Here is a 15497-nt window from a genome sequence, read left to right on the forward strand (position 1 = left end):
AGTCAAATGTCATTCTTTGTTTTTCGCATAAATCCAAAGAATTTTTAAGTTAGTAGTAAAGTCAAATATTGAAAGTACCAAATGAAATATATTTCTATCTGCGTTACCTGCATCATAGCGGCGAGCTTCTCTTTAAATGTTATCGCTGCGGAAGATCAGTTTTTAGTTCAGCAGGCACATAAGAATCAATTAGCACACGAATCTAAAAAAACAAAAACTATTGAAAAGTCAGCAGAAGACAAAAAACACGCTGCATTAACATCTGAGATAAGTAAAGATAGTGTTTCACCAAAAACGTCAAAGTAATGTTTTTTTGTGATTAAATTTTCTTAGCCAGAAAAATAATTGTTTTACTTTTCTTTATTAATCTCTATTGCTTTGACCAAGTGTGCAGATATAGCGAAATATGAGAATGCGTTTCAGTCATTTTATTGCTGTATCTCCGTTTAAATAACGCGCACCGTTACCACGTTGAGCCGCAACGTCGCCTGGGTTATACAGCGAGCAGGATTTCAGTGAGAGGCAGCCGCAGCCTATGCAGGACGTGAGTTTGTCCCGTAGCGCAACTAAGGCATCTATGCGCTGCTGGAGTGTCGTTTGCCATGAGGATGACAATTTTTCCCAATCTTGTTTTGTCGGTGTGCGTTGTTCGGGCAGTGACGCTAATGCTGATTTGATTTCGCTCAGGCTCAGACCCGCAGTTTGCGCGGCACGAATAAAAGCGACACGCCTCAATACTTCTTTTGGAAACTGTCTTTGTTGCCCCGCATTGCGTGAGCTGGTGATCAATCCTTGTTCTTCGTAATATCGTAATGCACTAGCTGCGAGTCCAGAGCGTTTCGCCAAGTCACCAATGCTAATCAGATTCTCGGTTGATTTTTTCACCGTAATTCCCTTTGTCTCAGCTTTTAATACACGCATCATAGTTAACAAAAATTATCCTTGACTTCAAGTGTACTTGAACTTGTATGCTTATTTCATCAAAAATTGTTAAGGACATTGCGATGAAAAAAGGTTCAACAGAATCTGTCAGGGATTACTCCTCATCTGAGCTTTTAGACCAGCTGCTGGATGCCAGTGCTCATTTTGCGTTGGCATCAAAAGGTACGACTAATCACTGTCCTATGGCATTGATCGCGTTAGCGAAGATGGGAGCCAGCCCAGAACGTTTACAACAGTTTTTTAGTATGTGGCAAAACACTTATGCGCTGCCAATGCGAATGAGTCAATGTAAAGTGACTGCTGATAACTGGCAACGGCAGCTAGGAAAAGTGGATAATTTCATGCCCTTGCGTGCTTATTTTATGACGGCGATTTCTGCCCGCAGTGCTGATGAGGTATTGATCGAAGTGTTAAGTCAGATCCCTTTTGCGCCAGCAACGGCGGCGTTCCATGCCTTGATTCGCCTCGCATATGGTTTAGATGCGCATCATATTGGAGAAATTGCCGCCGGACTGGCACATCTTATGGTGTCGAATCTGGACATTAAGATAAAGAGCAATCAGCCGCAGTTTGCTGTTACAGCGGAGCAAGCATTGGCCCAGTTGTCGCTATTGTACAAAGCCAATCCAAATCTGTATGTGGGTGATTCGATTGTCGGTAGTCTTAAAGCGGTGGTCGCCGATCCGCGCTTTGCTGATGGCCTCTACCTGATCGAAAATCAGTCTCAGTTATTGAATGAGATGATGCTTGAGATGACAAGCTTAGCAATCGTCGCCTACTGGAAAAGTAAAAATTTTACTGTGCTGCATATGGTCACGGCGATGCATGCTGCGCGTATTGTATTTGCTCGTTTGCCGCAGAATTTAGTCGTCGTCTTATTGCCGCAATTGTGGGTGGCTTTTTGTGCCGCCTATGTGTCGGTAGGAGCACCCTCGCTACCATCACTCGTTTCTGCCGAGCGTGAGGCAGAATTAATACTCAATTCGTTGTACCGAACATCTCCAGAACAAGCCTAGTCAGATTTATTTGCTAAGGCGATTCAGAGTGATAACGACCATGTCATCAAGTTGACTCATACCTGCTATGAACAAAACCGGATTTATCCATCTCCGTTGTATCTTGCGACCATAATCAGGCTGTTGTCCAAAACTGATTAATCTATCTTGTGGATTTCTCAACACAAGTTTTTTAGGATACATTCGACCCGATCTTAAAAGTAATTTATGCGGATTCCTGAGACTGGATTCTGATCTGCCGTCCAATATGATTTTCAGACAGTCGATTCCCTGCACCAAATAACTGGTCGCGCAGTGTGCCGCCGATATATTGGTTACGATAGCGTCCGCGTTTTTGGAGCTCGGGTACGATGAAATCAACCACGTCGGCCATACTGTCATGTGACACAGCAAACGCCAGATTGAAACCGTCTATCCCGGTTTCTTCTACCCAATCGATCAGTTGATCGGCGATTTGCTGTGGGCTACCGATCAACACCGGACCACGTCCGCCAAGGCCGATAAACTCTGCCGCTTCTCTCACTGTCCAGCGACGTGTAGGGTCAGCCTGGCTGAATGATGCTAATGCCGATCGGCCGGCATCGTTTTCCATATATTCAATTGTGGCATCCGGGTCATATTTACTAAAATCCACACCAGTCCAGCCCGACAGCAACGCGAGTGCTGCGGTAATGTCGATATGACTGCGGTAGTCGGCATATTTGGCTTGGGCTTCTTCTTCGTTTGCGGCTGTGATGATCAAGGCCTGGGCGTATATCAAAATGTCATCGGCATTGCGTCTGGCTGCTAGTGTGGCAGCGCGCAAGTCTTGTACATAATGTTTGACTACCGCTTTGCTGGGTCCGCTGACGAAAACGCATTCGGCATGTTTGCCTGCAAAGTTTTTACCGCGTCCCGATGTACCAGCCTGGAATAACAAGGGAGTGCGCTGGGGCGAAGGTTCACACAAGTGGAAACCTGGCACGCGATAGTTTTCTCCATGATGATGAATCGCGTGAACTTTGCTTGGATCGGTAAATATGCCGTTGACTTTATCGCGTACGACTGCATCGTCTTCCCAACTTTGTTCCCAAAGTTTGTAAACGACTTCCATATATTCTTCTGCGATGTCGTAGCGTGCATCGTGACCAATCTGATGTTCTAATCCCAGATTTCGTGCTGCGCTGTCAAGATAGCCGGTGACAATATTCCACGCAATCCGTCCTTTGCTCAAATGATCCAGCGTCGAGATGCGGCGAGCAAATGAGTAGGGATGTTCATAGGTCAGTGCACAGGTCACTCCAAAACCCAGGTGCCGAGTGGCATGCGCCATCAGCGGCACCAGTGCTAAGGGATCATTCAGCGGAACTTGCACACCGCCACGCAATGCTGCGTTGGCATTCGATTGATAGACGTCATAGACACCAAGTACATCGGCTAAAAATAGTCCGTCAAATAAGCCACGTTCTAGTAATTGCGCCAGACTGATCCAATGCTCTGGATCTGTGTAACGATGGGACTGGTCACGTGGATGTGTCCAGAGACCTGGCGACTGGTGCCCGACACTATTGATTTGAAATGCGTTAAACCGGATCTGCTTTGCCATGGTTGATTATTTTGCACTCACAGTTACAGCCTGCTGATTTAAGCGGCTTTGATTCAATGCTTGCTGATAGTCTGTTTTAACAAAGCCAGCAAAGTGCTTGTTAGTGATCTCAAGAAATTCACGTGAACGGTAGGCGTCCGCTAAATCCTGAACCCATTTACTTCCTTTATCGGCAGTACGCACTGCGACTAGATTTTGGTAAGTCGCGGAAGTTTTTTCTAATGCCAGAGCCTCACTGATTTTGAGCCCCGACGCAATCGCAAAGTTACCGTTGATGAAAGAGTAGTCCGTATCATCCAGTGAGCGCGGTAGTTGTGCTGCTTCTAACGGGACTAGTTTGATCTTTTTGGTATAGGACGCGACATCTCTTTCTGAGACGCGTATTGGGTCATAGCCTGCGCGCAATTTCAGCCAGTTTAATTGTTCTAGCACGACCAGTGCTCGCGCTTGATTAGTTGGGTCATTTCACAGCGCCACGGTTGCGCCATCTTTGACTTCATCCAGCGTTTTATGTTTTTTACTGTAGATCGCAATCGGTGCAGTGGGTACTTTGATGACTTCAGTCAGCGCCAATTTATTTTCAGTAGAAAACTTGGTCAGATAAACGATATGCTGAAAAACATTCGCATCGAGTGAACCCTGTGCCAGTGCGAAGTTAGGTTGGATGTAGTCATTAAATTCGACAATCTTTACCTGATATCCTTTTTTCTCCAGGATCGGTTTGATACCTAATTTGACTTGATCCGAGTAGGGCCCTGCAGTTGCGCCGATCACGATTTCTTTTTTTTCTTGTGCCAATGCGAGTGGACTAAATATGGTCGCTACCGCGATAGTGGAGCTGATGGCAATATTAGCGAATAAGCGCAAACTAGAGCGACGGCGATTGGATGAGGAGAGTGACATGGAAATTCCTCTTGATAAAAATTTTAGGGTCTTAGTAAGCAAACATATTGGGAATAAATGATTCAGAAACAGGATGCTGCGTGCTTTAGATCAACAGCGATGATGAACGACGATGAGGAACACCACCGGAGCACCAAAACTTAGGTCGTTTAATTGCTGAAATTGGTGCATTTTTAATATACTCCCCATCATTTTTATAAAATATGCTCTATTGTCCAATGATTATATGGACGCTTAAAATTACTCCTACTCAGTATATATTTTGGATATGCTTAGAGAATCATAGAAATCAGCATGCGCTAGACAATTAGAGCGCTCAGCGGTGATCAATACGTCGCGCAACTGTATTGCCGACAAACTGAATTATTTGTACCAGTACCACCAAAATAGCGATGGTAAAAACCATCACGTCGGTTTGAAAACGGTAGTAGCCATAACGTATCGCCAGATCGCCGATACCGCCGCCACCCACCACACCCGCGACGGCGGAATAAGACAAAAAGCTGATCGCTAATACGGTAAATCCCAGTACCAGGCCAGACCTGGATTCCACCAGTAAAACGCGCCATATAATTTGTAATTCTGATGCGCCAATGGCGTGGGCTGCCTCGATCACACCGCGCGGAATCTCACGCAAGCTTTGTTCTACCAACCGGGCAAAGTAAGGAATGGCAGCAATCGACAATGGCACTGCCGCCGCAGTTGGGCCAATTGAAGAGCCTACAATCGAACGGGTAAACGGCACCAACGCGACCAGCAAAATAATGAAGGGAAAAGACCGCACCGTACTCACAAGCCAATCCAGTACCGTAAACACCGGACGGTTGGCTAGCGATTGCCCCGGTCCAACCAGGTATAACAAAATACCCAATGGGCCACCAATTAGGACTGCCGCAGTCAAACCAATGCCGAGCATCAAAAACGTTTGAGCGATAGAGACCCAGAGCTCAGGCAAGATATTCAGAATATTCTCAGACATGCGCTAGCTCACGTGACTGCTGTTCTTGCAATTGAGATGGGGCATCTTGATTGGATTGAGGCAGCGTTTGCTCTTCACTGTGCTGCAGTTCCAAAATGCTTTGTGCAAATCTGGCGTAATGCACTAGCTCTTTTCCTAGCAAGGTTTTGCGTGGAGTGATGTAATCTGAGATGGAAATTTGTTCCGCGATGACACCGTTTTCTATGACTGCGACGTGCTCGCACAACTCATGGACGACCGATAGTTCATGCGTGACGATGACAATTGTGACGCCTAGCCGGGCGTTGATATCGCGCAGCGTCGCCAATAATGCACGCGTGGTTTCGGCATCTAAGGCAGAACTGGGCTCATCACACAACAAGACTGCCGGGTGGCTAGCTAGCGCGCGGGCAATCGCCACACGCTGTTTTTGGCCACCCGACAATTGCGATGGGTAGCTATCGGCTTTATCGACCAGATCGACGAGGGCTAAGCATTCACGCACGCGTTCTGCTATTTGAAGACGATTGAATCCGCCATGGATTTTTAAGGGGAGGGCAATGTTCTGAAATACACTGGCATTCTGCAATAAATTAAATTGCTGGAAGATCATACCGATGGACTGACGCGCTTTGCGTAATGCCGATTTATCCAGTGCGGTCAGATCAAGCTGATTCACGGTGACAGTTCCGCTATCGGGTTGTTCTAATAAATTGATCAGGCGCAGTAAAGTTGATTTGCCTGCGCCACTTTTTCCGATCAGACCAAAGATATCGCCGGATTGTATTTGCAGCGAGACGTCTTTGACAGCGTCAAAATGTTTACCAGCTGGCAGTGCGAACGATTTTGAGATTTGATCAAGCTGAATCACGACGTTTTTTTTCGTCGCTTGCTTACCGTTTGCCGTGGTTGCAATCTGGGCGAATTTGCCAGCATCAAATGGTGGAAACAATTGAGACAATTGAGACATGAGGCGCGTCCTGATCACGAGTAAGGTGTGGGCTCTGGCAAACTGCCACTGAGAACATAGCGACCCAAATCCCGCAGTTTGTAGTCGATTGGGTCGTGTAGCGTATGTACCCGGACATTCCGCCAAAAGCGGTCATAGCCATAACGTGCGCTGGTCGAGCGTGCGCCAGTGATGTCAAACATTTGATTTGATACTTCTAATCCGGCTTGATGCGACAGGCATTTTGCTTCTGCCACACTGATGGCGAGTTCGCCACGATCCTGTGCCGTGATTGTTTCGCCTTTACTCCAGACCCGCTGTAGATGCTCTGCAGCTTGATCTGCCAAAGCAATCGCTGGACGAAGTAATAACCAAAGGCTGCCGAAACGATGTTGGACATAAGGATCATCAACCGTGCTTGGTACGCCAGAAGCAAACCAGGGACGTGCTTCGTCGCGACTATATCGTCTGGCTTCATCAAATGCGCCTAAGCCAATTCCCAAGTACAAATTAGCCATGATTAATTGTGCGACCTGGGAACGCACGCTGGCTTGCGCCGTTGCCACGGCACCGGGGGCAAGCAAAATATCTTCTTTGTGCAAAATCACATCGGTAAAAACGACATTGCCGCTATCGGTCTGGCGCTGGCCAAATGCATCCCAGTCAGGATTGATCTGGATGCCACTTCGATTGCTTGGTACCGCGGCAATGAGTGCGCTCTGGCTTGCTTCATGCCATGCCGATATTGTCAGCAAATCTGATCCGACTGAGCCGGACGAAAAACTTTTGATACCGTTAATTTTGTATATGCCATCAGCCGCTTCAGCGGTAAGATCATCTGCCAATTCATGGGCAATAACGCGTTTGTCCAAGGGATTTAAAGCATTGCCCCAAAACCAGCGGTTGGTGACGGTATTGGTGAGTAAAGTGCGTTGTTGCGTTTTATTGCCATAGAGTTGTACGCCTGCCACTTGTAGATGATGAAACGCAAATACATGTGCCAACGCGCTATCAACTTTGGCTAACTCGCGAATGGTCTGATAAATCTGCGGCCAGGGAGCACCTAAACCACCGTATTCTGTGGGAACCGATAGAGTGAGTAAGCCACTGTCACAAAGTAATTCTCGCTCTGTCGCTGCATGACCTCCAACCCGATCACGTGCAACTGCGTTTGCCGCTAGCGCTTTTGCAATTTCTGCTATTACGGCAGATACTTCAAACAGTGTGCTTGCGTGGAGATGGCGTTGGACATCAACCGGAAAAGCGTTCGATGTTAATGCGGAGTGGAGTGGCAGCGGCATAGCGTTCTTTACAGAGATCAATGTCAAAATTATTCCATTGTGTCCGCCGCAGTAAAACGAATCATTTCAACTTTAGTTATGCGAATTCTGGATTCGGCCTTCCGTTTCATTCTGTTGTCAAGAATTTCCCTGAGTCAAAAACAGGTGCTCCGTTTATTGTTTTTATTGACAGTTCAAGAGAAACTTTGCAGAGTGTGGGCTGTTGTTGCATGACTCCCACAATTGGTCGATTCCCGAATTGATGCTTGAATTTCGTTACGGAATCACCTATTGTGCAACGCACCAAGAATAACAAGGTACACAATTGGCTAATTTAACAACTGATCATCACGCAAAAAGCAGTATGGCGGGACTAACGCTGGCAGCAGTCGGCATTGTCTACGGCGATATTGGCACTAGTCCTCTTTACACGATGAAAGAGGTATTTTCAAAAGAACATGGTCTTCCTCTGAACGAGGCCAACATTTTTGGCGTGGTATCGCTGATCTTGTGGGGATTGTTCATTATCGTCGCGATTAAATATGTCACCCTGATTTTGCGGGCAGATAACCGGGGCGAAGGCGGGATTATGGCGCTGACGGCATTGGCGTTGGAATCAGTTGGCAAAGCCTCCAGATGGCATTTTTTACTCTTTGTGATTGGTTTGTTTGGCGCTGCGCTGTTTTATGGCGATGGTGTAATTACTCCCGCTATCTCTGTGCTATCAGCGATTGAGGGGCTAGAGGTTGCTACCCCCGCATTTTCTCCTTATGTGGTCCCCATTACTTTGGTGGTGTTGATCGCTCTGTATGCGGTGCAAAGCAAAGGATCTGCGGGTATTGGTAAATGGTTTGGCCCGATTATGGTGATCTGGTTTGTCGCCTTGGCTGTGATGGGCGTAATTAATATCATCAAAATGCCAATGATTCTGGGTGCGTTAAGCCCGTTGCATGCAGTACGTTTTTTAGTGTCTAACGGGTGGCTAGCATTTTTAGCACTAGGCGCAGTAGTGCTGGCATTTACCGGTGCTGAGGCTTTGTATGCAGATATGGGACACTTTGGCCGCAAGCCAATCAGAATGGCGTGGTTTATGGTGGTGTTTCCTGCGTTGGGTCTAAATTATTTAGGGCAGGGCGCATTATTGATCGTCACGCCGGACGCTGTTAGCAATCCGTTTTATCAGCAATTGGGTGCCTGGAGTGTTTATCCTTTAGTCGCTTTGTCTGCTGTTGCTACTGTGATCGCATCACAGGCAACTATTTCTGGCACTTTCTCCATGACTAAGCAGGCGATTTCTTTAGGTTTTATGCCAAGAATGAAAATCGTCCATACGTCATCGCAAGAGATCGGTCAAATTTACATCCCTGCGGTCAACTGGTTGCAGTTATTGGTGGTGGTGGCAGCGGTAGTCGGTTTTGGTAATTCTTCTAATCTGGCGTCTGCATACGGCATTGCTGTTACTGGCACGATGTTGGTGACGTCGATCTTAACTTTCTTCGTGATCCGTTACGGCTGGAAATACAATCCGATTCTTTGCTTTGTTGCGACCGGATTTTTTACCACGATTGATCTCGCATTTTTCTCGGCCAATGGCTTGAAATTCTTCCATGGCGGCTGGTTCCCGGTGGTATTGGGCATCATCATGTTTACCGTAATGGTGACCTGGAAGCGTGGCCGTGAGCTGGTATTTGATAATCTGAAAAAGCATGCGATTCCGCTGGAAGCGTTTTTATCCTCTTTGTTTGTATCACCGCCTGTACGGGTCGCTGGGACAGCCATCTTCTTGCGCGGCGAGTCCGACGGTGTGCCACATGCGCTGTTGCACAACTTGTCGCACAATAAAATTCTGCACGAACGGGTTATATTTTTAACTTTGCATAACGAGGATATTCCTTGGGTGCCGGCCTCTGACAGAGTCAAAGTGACTGATCTGGGACATGATTGCTACCAGATTGATGTGTTTTATGGCTTTAAAAATGAACCAGATATTCCCAAAGCGCTGGATTTGTGTGAGCCATTTGGGCTGACATTTGAGCGGATGGAAACTTCTTACTTCATCGCGCGCCAGACAATTATTTCAAGACCGAATAGCGGTATGGCCTTGTGGCGCGAATGGTTGTTTGTCATCATGTCTAAAAATTCACGCGATGCAGCAGATTATTATCAAGTGCCAACTAATCGCGTAATTGAAGTCGGTTCTCAGGTTGAAATTTAAGCTACTTTAGTTTGCTGAGAGCCTCAAAAACGCTTGAAAAATAGCGTGGGGGCTTATCAAGCGAATTTGGCTATGCTATACTCTCGTTTTTCGCGGCTGTAGCTCAGCTGGATAGAGTACTTGGCTACGAACCAAGGGGTCGTGGGTTCGATTCCTGCCAGCCGCACCAGATTCAAGGGACTAGATGCAAATCTAGTCCCTTTTTTCTTTGGTGGATTGGGTTCATGCGGTTTTTGGGGGATATTCTTCTTAGAACTCTAATTTGCTTCCTCGTTATCAGTTTTGATCAGTTGATATTCTATAAATCTCATCTCTAGACGATCAATCAAACATAGCTCCATTTAAAATATAAATGCGAATCATTATCATTTATTGATACAATAACTTCTCATTTACCCGTGAGGAGTTATTTCATGTCACACAAAACCAACTATGTAGAATGTCGCCAGACCTTGGTCGCTGCCAGCGATGTAGGTCATGTGACGACTTGTCCCGAGTGCGGACATGTGCATTTGAATTTGCGCGCGGTGACGGTCAGATTTGAATTAGATGCTTTTCGTGAATTGACCGAGATGCTGAGTTTTGCCCAAAAACGTTTAGATGTTGATCCCGCTTTACACGATTCTGAATCGTCTGAATCTCGGGTGCTTGCCACTGACGGTGGCAACAACATCAGACATTAACCGGAGGGCAGCTCATGTGCGAACTAGGTAAAAAAGCGAATAAACCAGCAAATCTGAATTCTAGCCCGAACTCTAGCCCGAATTTCAACCTCAATTCCAAATCAACTTCAAATGCTAATTCCAGCCTAATTGATCTCGATACGATTTCTCAACGCTTGGCTGCCAAGGGATCGCGTCGCCGTCGCTTATGGGAGTTGCCATATCATGCGTTATGTCCTGTTATCGGGGTTTGTTTGCCCATCACGGTCTTGCGTCGTCTGGTGGATAAGGCATTAGGCGGGCAGACGGTTGCTGATGATTACGAATTACATTGTGGTGCGATAGCTGATTGTAAATTTCGTAGAGCGATGACGGAGCGTTTGCAGGCAGAGTTAGAGCGCCGTTACGCGATTGCTTTGCGTCAGTCATCACAGATTAAATCAAGCGAGGCGTTGTCTGCCTGGTGGTCGCAGGGACAGCACAGCGCAGATGTTGCTGGCGTATTGTGGGCAACGCTGACTCATGCGCGTTGCGATAACTCTTTAGAAGAAAGGGTGTTAAGAGAAATTCATATGCTGCAACATCAGGTCGGCACAACTGATCGTGTCAGTAGCCGGCGCTTTATTGAAATGCAGGCTGATTATGAACATGTCAGTAAAGAGTTGGCCGCGCATCAAGAGCGCAATACCCGCATCATCGCTGCCAAAAGTGCCGCTATAGAGCAATTGCAAACTGATCAAGTGCAATTGCATGCCAGCTTGATTGGCAAAAATACGGTGATCGCCAGTTTGCAAGATCAGATCAAGGAGCTGGAAGCGGGCTTCCCTGATTTACGTGCAAGACAAGAGCAAGCACGTCATATTGATACGCAAATGGCACGCATTCATGATTTAGAGAAGCAGCTTGCCAGCATGCAGCGGCAGCAATCCCAACTGGAGCAAGTTCAGCAAGTCCATCAATTGCAGCAGCTCCAGCAAAAAGCAGAAGCAGATCTAGCGGCCTCATTATCTGATCGCTCAGCACAGTATGAAGCGAGTAATACCTCTGCTAATTTACAAAACCTTGGCCTACAAAACCGGTCGATATTATGTGTCGGCGGACGTCCGAACATTGTCCCGATGTACCGACAAATGATAGAGCGTACTGGCGGACATTTTTTACATCATGACGGTGGCGATGAAGATAATGCCTCTTTACTTGGCGCTAGTCTTGCGGCGGCCGATTTAGTTATTTGCCAAACGGGTTGCGTCAGCCATGGTGCTTACTGGCGAGTTAAAGATCATTGCAAAAGAACAGGCAAGCCCTGCGTGTTTGTTGAGAAACCCAGCGTTAGCAGCATGGCACGCTGCCTTAAGGATATCCAGCTAAAAAGTCAGTCTAATCAATCCAATCAAGCAGCTAAACACAGCCGATCAGTCGCTTCCCAAGATGAACAGCTAGTCTCAGAAGGCCAGAATGACGGCACAGGCGGCGAATGATGCGATCCACACTACAAAATAAAGAGACACAGGTGGTTGAGCGAACTTGCGATCAGGATTTGAAAAATCTTGGCTTAAAAAGTACCATTCCAAGGCAAAAAATATTAGAGGTGATACGCAATAGCAAGCAGCGCCACCTCAGTGCGGAAGACGTGTATCGACGCTTGCTGGAGCAAAACGTGATGATCGCCTTAGCAACCGTTTACAGAGTGTTATCGCAATTAGAGGCAGCGGGAATTCTGGCGCGCAATGTATTTGAATCAGGTAAAGCGATTTATGAAATTAGCGAGGGCGGTCATCACGACCACCTGATTTGCCTCGACTGCGGCATGGTGATTGAGTTCGCCGACGATGTAATTGAATCGCGCCAATTACAGGTTGCCCAGACACACGGATTTCAATTGCTTAGACACCGGTTAGCGCTGTATGGAACTTGTCCGGCGTGCTGCAAGATTCACCATACTTAGGCCGCTATGCTTAAGTCACCATCATTCCAGGCTTAGCTTGTTTAAGGACTGAGTTAGTGTAATCGGGTGCTCAATCAGAGCGCGGCCTTTACCCATTTCATTACCCGGCTCAATTATCGAATTATCCGCACGAATTAAATTGCATATGTATATACTCATTACAGTATATTTTTATGTCCAATAAATCATTGGACATAAAGGGTATATTTGGCATATACCCCCTAATTTTTACTTATTTCAACTCGAGTGGATAAGCTATTCAGTCGATGTCAGCCATCAAAGAGAGCAATAAAACGACCACCGCAGAGAAAGCGAATGATTTGGCGGAGATGTACTAAATATGCAACATAGCTACAATATTGACGAGTTTGCAAGGTTTTTGTTGCTCTGAGTCTCTTTTACTGTGTGCGCCTATGGCATAATTAAATGGCAAGCTTATTGTTAGGCAATACAAACGATGCGCCTGACAAAAGACCATAAAAAAGCTTGATGTCTAAGTAGTCGCCCCATCCAAACAAAAGCGAACTTCATTTCACCTCCACTTAAGGTTTTAATCCATGCAGAATCTATTCGATCACTCTTGTGACAGGTTTCTGGGCGTCTGTTTTGAGACGACTGCCATCAATAATTATGATAACAATGTCGCAATGATTAAACTGGCAAACGAGGTGGCATGATGCAAACCAATACGGATTCCTCAAAAGTCTCTTTAAGTTTTACCGGAACAGGCGGCGAATATTTTCGTATCTGGATCGTCAATCTTTTACTGACCATCGTCACCTTGGGCATTTATTCAGCCTGGGCTAAAGTAAGAAGAAATCATTATTTTTATTCGAGTACCCAGCTTGCAGGGGCTAGTTTTGAATATCACGGTAATCCGATTGCGATTTTAAAAGGTCGTATTGTGGCGTTTGTTTTTGTAACGCTGTATCACTTTGCTTTTAAGTTTTCTACCGGTTTTGGCTTTTTGATGTTGATTGCGCTAAGTGCAGTGATGCCTTGGTTGCTCTGGAAAAGTCTGCAATTTAAACTGTATAACTCCAGTTTCCGCGGTGTGCGTTTTGGTTTTCGTGGTACCGCCAAGCAGGCTTATATCAATTATTTAATGTGGCCATTTTTTGCCTTGATCAGCTTGTACACCCTGGTACCTTTGGTGCATCAACGGATTAAGCAGTTCCAGCATAATGAGAGTCGTTTTGGTACAACGCATTTTTCTTTCGACGCAAAAATATCGCGCTTTTATCTGAATTATTTAATCGGATTTTCTATTTTTATTGCGGGTATTATCGTGATATGTCTAGCGTTTTCGGCGCCAATCGCGGCGGTAATTGCTGCCAAACAGGCAGGGCAGTTTGCGCCACATCTAATAGTTGGTCTGATTGGGTTGGTATTTTCACTTTATTTTTGGTTGTTCGCGATTGTTCCCTTGTTTTTAAGCTTGATACAGAATCTGATCTGGAATCACACTAAGCTTGGCAATCGACAAATGTATAGCCATATGAAGTGGGGACGTGTCACTTTCATTTATCTCACGAATTTGCTCGCTATTGTTTGTACCTTGGGTTTGTTTATTCCCTTCGCTCAAATACGTATGATGCGTTACCGTCTGGAATCTATCTCGATTGAAATTGGTGATGGTTTAGACCAATTTGTAGCCGACGAAGCCGCGCAGGTCTCTGCTACCGGTGAAGGTATGGCGGATTTATTGGACTTTGATTTATCTCTATGATGCCAGTTGCAGCAAATTATTTTGATGGCAGAACATCGCGTGCCCACCACGTCTATTTAGAAGTGGTCGGGCAGATTGCGCAGTTGACTGGCGATGTGCAACTAGAGTGTCCGCTGGATCAATTGCGTGTATCAGAACGCACCTCCAATAAGGTGCGTAAAGTTACTTTCCCTGACGGTGCTTACCTCGAAGTAAGCGACCCAGAAATGCTGGCAGCCTTAGCTAATTTATTGTCAGCCACCGGGCATAGTGACAGCCTGATCGTACGCATGCAACAAAGCTGGCGTGCGACCTTGATTGCTGTTGTCAGTACGGTGGTGTTGATTAGCTTGCTGTATGTTTATGCCTTGCCTGCAGCTGCAAAAATAGTCGCTTTTGCTCTGCCAGAAAAAGTAGAACGGGCTTTAGGTGATGGCGCACTGACATTTTTAGATGAGCATTTTTTTAGCCCGACTAAGCTTTCTGTGGAAAGACAAAATGAGCTGAGTACACGCTTTGCTCGCCTGCGACCAGTCGAAGACGATAGTCCAGCTTATCGACTATTATTTCGCAAAAGTAAAATTGGTCCCAACGCACTGGCCTTGCCTTCGGGCGAAATTATTTTGACCGATGAGCTAGTTAATTTATCTCATAACGATGATGCAATCATGGGCGTACTAGCGCATGAACTGGGGCATTTGCACGAACGTCACTTAAGCCGTCGGGTGATACAAAGCTCGGCCGTTGCCGCCGTTGCCGTCGCCTTGTTCGGCGATGTTTCTACCGCTGTTGCCAGCTTGCCGCCTTTGCTATTAGATTTAAAATATTCCCGCGATGCCGAGCGCGAAGCGGATGCTTATGCCTTGGCGATGTTGGAAAAAAATGGTATCAGCTCCAATGCGCTAGCAGATTTATTTGCCGATTTAGAAAAAAATCATAGTGCAAGTAATCCTTACTTATCCAGCCATCCAAGTAGCGCAGAGAGGATTATGTTTTTGCGTAAAGGCGATCAAGATGGAAGCAGGCTAAACAAAGCAGCGCAATAAATCATTGAATAATTAGCATAGTATTTTATTCATTTGGAAATGTAGTAAGTCCTGCTTTAAATTAGTTTTTGATACTTAATTTTGGTGATGTTGGCCATTATTAATGCAATGTAGAGGATTTTTGCCACCGCTTAGCTTTGTATTTTTCAATTGCTATGCTATGCTGTCGATCTTCGCGGCTGTAGCTCAGCTGGATAGAGTACTTGGCTACGAACCAAGGGGTCGTGGGTTCGATTCCTGCCAGCCGCACCAGATTCAAGGGACTAGATGCAAATCTAGTCCCTTTTT

At 46.1% G+C, this 15497-nt stretch carries 13 protein-coding genes, 2 tRNA genes and 1 pseudogene; 10 read left to right on the forward strand and 6 right to left on the reverse strand.

The genetic code is table 11. The annotated features are described in order from the left end of the window. The first annotated feature begins 81 nt into the window (after positions 1-81). On the forward strand, positions 82-306 hold the full coding sequence (locus RGU72_RS04180) for a hypothetical protein (RefSeq protein ID WP_322118524.1): 225 nt from the start codon (positions 82-84) through the stop codon (positions 304-306). A 117-nt stretch (positions 307-423) separates the two neighbouring features. On the opposite strand, the gene soxR is transcribed toward RGU72_RS04180, so the two are convergent. Beyond that, positions 424-885: a redox-sensitive transcriptional activator SoxR gene (gene soxR, locus RGU72_RS04185; protein ID WP_322118525.1), complete on the reverse strand. Its 462-nt coding sequence runs from the start codon at positions 883-885 to the stop codon at positions 424-426. Between the two features lie 119 nt (positions 886-1004). Between soxR and RGU72_RS04190 the strand changes: the two genes are divergently transcribed. Further along, the gene (locus RGU72_RS04190; RefSeq protein ID WP_322118526.1) at positions 1005-1958 is read left to right on the forward strand and encodes a questin oxidase family protein; all 954 of its coding nucleotides are present in this window, start codon (positions 1005-1007) and stop codon (positions 1956-1958) included. A gap of 205 nt (positions 1959-2163) precedes the next feature. On the opposite strand, the gene RGU72_RS04195 is transcribed toward RGU72_RS04190, so the two are convergent. The 5 genes and pseudogenes from RGU72_RS04195 to RGU72_RS04215 form a co-directional block, all read right to left on the reverse strand. Next, complete coding sequence (locus RGU72_RS04195; protein WP_322118527.1) at positions 2164-3543, reverse strand: LLM class flavin-dependent oxidoreductase; 1380 nt, start codon at positions 3541-3543, stop codon at positions 2164-2166. Positions 3544-3549: 6 nt separating this feature from the next. Further along, positions 3550-4446, reverse strand: a pseudogene (locus RGU72_RS04200) (MetQ/NlpA family ABC transporter substrate-binding protein). A 316-nt stretch (positions 4447-4762) separates the two neighbouring features. Further along, on the reverse strand, positions 4763-5425 hold the full coding sequence (locus RGU72_RS04205; RefSeq protein WP_322118528.1) for a methionine ABC transporter permease: 663 nt from the start codon (positions 5423-5425) through the stop codon (positions 4763-4765). After that, positions 5418-6374: a methionine ABC transporter ATP-binding protein gene (locus RGU72_RS04210; RefSeq protein ID WP_322118529.1), complete on the reverse strand. Its 957-nt coding sequence runs from the start codon at positions 6372-6374 to the stop codon at positions 5418-5420. The genes RGU72_RS04205 and RGU72_RS04210 overlap by 8 nt, the downstream gene beginning before the upstream one ends. Before the next feature lie 14 nt (positions 6375-6388). Further along, on the reverse strand, positions 6389-7654 hold the full coding sequence (locus tag RGU72_RS04215) for an acyl-CoA dehydrogenase family protein (RefSeq protein WP_322118530.1): 1266 nt from the start codon (positions 7652-7654) through the stop codon (positions 6389-6391). Positions 7655-7997: 343 nt separating this feature from the next. Between RGU72_RS04215 and RGU72_RS04220 the strand changes: the two genes are divergently transcribed. The 8 genes from RGU72_RS04220 (at position 7998) to RGU72_RS04255 (ending at position 15461) form a co-directional block, all read left to right on the forward strand. Next, positions 7998-9848 carry a potassium transporter Kup gene (locus RGU72_RS04220; RefSeq protein WP_322121562.1) on the forward strand — a complete coding sequence of 617 codons (1851 nt, stop codon included), beginning with the start codon at positions 7998-8000 and terminating at the stop codon, positions 9846-9848. Between the two features lie 92 nt (positions 9849-9940). Then, positions 9941-10017 (forward strand) — tRNA-Arg (locus tag RGU72_RS04225). Between the two features lie 244 nt (positions 10018-10261). Next, the gene (locus tag RGU72_RS04230) at positions 10262-10531 is read left to right on the forward strand and encodes a hypothetical protein (protein ID WP_322118531.1); all 270 of its coding nucleotides are present in this window, start codon (positions 10262-10264) and stop codon (positions 10529-10531) included. Between the two features lie 14 nt (positions 10532-10545). Continuing rightward, entirely contained in the window at positions 10546-11988 is a 1443-nt protein-coding gene (locus RGU72_RS04235; RefSeq protein ID WP_322118532.1) for a DUF2325 domain-containing protein, read from the forward strand. After that, positions 11988-12455: a ferric iron uptake transcriptional regulator gene (gene fur, locus RGU72_RS04240; protein ID WP_322118533.1), complete on the forward strand. Its 468-nt coding sequence runs from the start codon at positions 11988-11990 to the stop codon at positions 12453-12455. Before RGU72_RS04235 ends, fur begins: the two co-directional genes overlap by 1 nt. 676 nt (positions 12456-13131) lie before the next feature. Then, a complete protein-coding gene (locus RGU72_RS04245) occupies positions 13132-14184 on the forward strand; it encodes a YjgN family protein (protein ID WP_322118534.1) in 1053 nt (350 codons plus the stop codon). Then, entirely contained in the window at positions 14184-15209 is a 1026-nt protein-coding gene (locus tag RGU72_RS04250) for a M48 family metallopeptidase (RefSeq protein ID WP_322118535.1), read from the forward strand. Before RGU72_RS04245 ends, RGU72_RS04250 begins: the two co-directional genes overlap by 1 nt. 175 nt (positions 15210-15384) lie before the next feature. Further along, a tRNA-Arg gene (locus RGU72_RS04255) sits at positions 15385-15461 on the forward strand. Positions 15462-15497: the final 36 nt, after the last annotated feature.

Source organism: Undibacterium sp. 5I1 (assembly GCF_034314085.1).
Classification (GTDB): domain Bacteria; phylum Pseudomonadota; class Gammaproteobacteria; order Burkholderiales; family Burkholderiaceae_D; genus Undibacterium.

Excerpts from the sequence above, each read along its gene's own strand:
- RGU72_RS04180 (WP_322118524.1), top strand. The coding sequence starts at position 82 with ATGAAATATATTTCTATCTGCGTTACCTGCATCATAGCGGCGAGCTTC.
- RGU72_RS04190 (WP_322118526.1), top strand. The coding sequence starts at position 1,005 with ATGAAAAAAGGTTCAACAGAATCTGTCAGGGATTACTCCTCATCTGAG.
- RGU72_RS04195 (WP_322118527.1), bottom strand. The coding sequence starts at position 3,543 with ATGGCAAAGCAGATCCGGTTTAACGCATTTCAAATCAATAGTGTCGGG.
- RGU72_RS04205 (WP_322118528.1), bottom strand. The coding sequence starts at position 5,425 with ATGTCTGAGAATATTCTGAATATCTTGCCTGAGCTCTGGGTCTCTATC.
- RGU72_RS04210 (WP_322118529.1), bottom strand. The coding sequence starts at position 6,374 with ATGTCTCAATTGTCTCAATTGTTTCCACCATTTGATGCTGGCAAATTC.
- RGU72_RS04215 (WP_322118530.1), bottom strand. The coding sequence starts at position 7,654 with ATGCCGCTGCCACTCCACTCCGCATTAACATCGAACGCTTTTCCGGTT.
- RGU72_RS04220 (WP_322121562.1), top strand. The coding sequence starts at position 7,998 with ATGGCGGGACTAACGCTGGCAGCAGTCGGCATTGTCTACGGCGATATT.
- RGU72_RS04230 (WP_322118531.1), top strand. The coding sequence starts at position 10,262 with ATGTCACACAAAACCAACTATGTAGAATGTCGCCAGACCTTGGTCGCT.
- RGU72_RS04235 (WP_322118532.1), top strand. The coding sequence starts at position 10,546 with ATGTGCGAACTAGGTAAAAAAGCGAATAAACCAGCAAATCTGAATTCT.
- fur (WP_322118533.1), top strand. The coding sequence starts at position 11,988 with ATGCGATCCACACTACAAAATAAAGAGACACAGGTGGTTGAGCGAACT.
- RGU72_RS04245 (WP_322118534.1), top strand. The coding sequence starts at position 13,132 with ATGCAAACCAATACGGATTCCTCAAAAGTCTCTTTAAGTTTTACCGGA.
- RGU72_RS04250 (WP_322118535.1), top strand. The coding sequence starts at position 14,184 with ATGCCAGTTGCAGCAAATTATTTTGATGGCAGAACATCGCGTGCCCAC.